The organism is Dietzia sp. Cai40, from assembly GCF_014145165.1.
In the GTDB taxonomy this organism is placed as follows: Bacteria; Actinomycetota; Actinomycetes; order Mycobacteriales; family Mycobacteriaceae; genus Dietzia; species Dietzia natronolimnaea.
In genome coordinates, this window is sequence record NZ_JAALEB010000490.1 from 1 (window position 1) to 2,068 (window position 2,068).

Here is a 2,068-nt window from a genome sequence, read left to right on the forward strand (position 1 = left end):
GGGGCGGTGCAGGAGGGCTCGTGGGGATCGGAGGCGGAGCACGTCGAGACCGCCGAGGAGGCGTCCGCCATCGTCGACGAGCGCGTGCAGCCGGGGGACATCGTGTTGGTCAAGGCCTCGGCGGCCGTGGGCTTGTGGAGCGTCGCGGAGCATCTGCTCGCGTCGCGTGGTGAGGAGAAGTCCGAATGACCCAGATCATGATCGCGGGCATCGTCGCCTTCGTCGTGAGCATCTTCCTCACCCCGGTGCTCATCATCTACTTCCGTCGGCACGGCTTCGGGCAGGAGATCCGCCTGGAGGGCCCCCAGTCGCACATGAGCAAGCGCGGGACCCCCAACATGGGCGGGATCGCGATCCTCGCCGCGGTGTGGCTGGGGTACATCGTGGCCGGGCTGGTGGGGCAGGTGACGGTGGGCGGTGGCGGGTTCACCGCCTCCGGCCTGCTCATCCTCGGACTGGCCACCGCGTTGGCCGTGGTCGGGATGATCGATGACGGCCTCAAGGTGTTCAAGCGGCACAACAAGGGTCTGGGCATCCTGTCCAAGACCGTCGGTCAGGTGCTCGCGGCGCTCGCCTTTGGCATCCTGGTCCTGGGATTCCGCAACGACGACGGGCTGACCCCCGCCAGCAGGTCGCTGAGCTACGTGCGGGACTTCGTCGCCGTGACCTTCCCGGTGGTCGTCTTCCTGGTCTTCATCGTCCTCCTGGTCTACGGCTGGTCCAACGCGGTCAACTTCACCGACGGTCTGGACGGGCTCGCGGCCGGTTCGATGGCCATGGTCATGGGCACCTACGTGGTGTTCAGCTTCTGGCAGTTCCGGTACTCGTGCTTCTCCACGGCGGAGGGGGTGGACCTGTCCGGGTGCTACCAGGTCCGGGATCCCCTCGACATCGCCGTGGTGTGCTCCGCCGCGCTCGGGGCGTGCCTGGGCTTCCTGTGGTGGAACGCGGCGCCGGCCAAGATCTTCATGGGCGACACGGGGTCGATGTTCCTGGGCGGCATCGTCGCCGGTGTCTCGGTGGTCTCGCGGACCGAACTCCTGATGGTCGTCGTCGGCGCGGTCTTCGTGATCGAGTTCGTCTCGGTGCTCATCCAGGTCGCGGCGTTCCGCACCACCGGCCGTCGTCCGTTCCGGATGACACCCATCCACCACCACTTCGAGAACGGCGGATGGGCCGAGACGACCGTGACCATCAGGTTCTGGCTCCTCGTGGCCATCTCCTGTGGCCTGGCCATCGCGCTGTTCTACGGTGACTGGCTCGCGAGCTCGACGGGATGACGGACGTGACACGACAGCGTGTGGACATCCGCGACCTCGCCGGCGCCCGCGTGCTCGTCCTCGGCGCCGGGGTGTCCGGGCCGGGGGCCGTCCGGATCCTCCACGCGCTCGGCGCCGAGCCCGTGGTGGCGGACTCGCGACCGGAGGCCGTCGAACTGCTGCGGGGGGCGCTCCCGGACGGCGTGACCTGTACCGGGGTCGGCCTCGACCGCGCCGCCGAGATGCTCGTCGACACCGGCCCCGATCGGGTCGACCTGGTGGTGACCAGCCCGGGCTGGAGGCCGGACTCCCCGCTGCTGCGGACCGCGGCCGAGGCCGGCCTCGAGCTGTGGGGGGACGTCGAACTGGCCTGGCGCGCCGACGCGGCCGGGAGGTTCGGACCGCCACGGACGTGGCTCGCGGTGACCGGGACCAACGGCAAGACCACCACCACCTCGATGCTCGAGGCGATCTGCCTCGAGGCGGGGATGGCCGTGCGCGCGTGCGGCAACATCGGACTGCCGGTGACGGAGGTGCTCCTCGCCGAGCCGAGGGTGGAGGTCCTCGCCGCCGAGCTGTCGAGTTTCCAGCTGCACTGGGCCCCCGGGTGCCGGCCCGACGTGGGGGTGGTCCTCAACGTCGCGGAGGACCACCTGGACTGGCACGGGTCGATGGAGGCCTACGCCGCGGCCAAGGCGCAGGTGCTCACCGGGCGGGTCGCGGTGGCCGGGGCCGAGGACGAGATCGCCTCCCGACTCCTCGCCGCCGCGCCCGCCCCGACGCGGATCGGGGTGCGCCTCGGCGCACCC

The 2,068-nt window shown here is 70.6% G+C and carries 2 protein-coding genes and 1 pseudogene; all 3 read left to right on the forward strand.

Annotated elements, in window-relative coordinates; all coding sequences use genetic code 11:
* A pseudogene (locus G6022_RS16275) lies at positions 1 to 189 on the forward strand (UDP-N-acetylmuramoyl-tripeptide--D-alanyl-D-alanine ligase); the annotation flags it as partial.
* Positions 186 to 1,280, forward strand: a complete 1,095-nt coding sequence (mraY, locus tag G6022_RS16280) for a phospho-N-acetylmuramoyl-pentapeptide-transferase (protein WP_179525064.1) — start codon at positions 186 to 188, stop codon at positions 1,278 to 1,280. The pseudogene G6022_RS16275 and the gene mraY, both read left to right, overlap by 4 nt.
* Positions 1,281 to 1,285: 5 nt before the next feature.
* Positions 1,286 to 2,068: Mur ligase family protein (locus G6022_RS16285; RefSeq protein WP_347238200.1), on the forward strand; the 783-nt coding region annotated here is incomplete at its 3' end.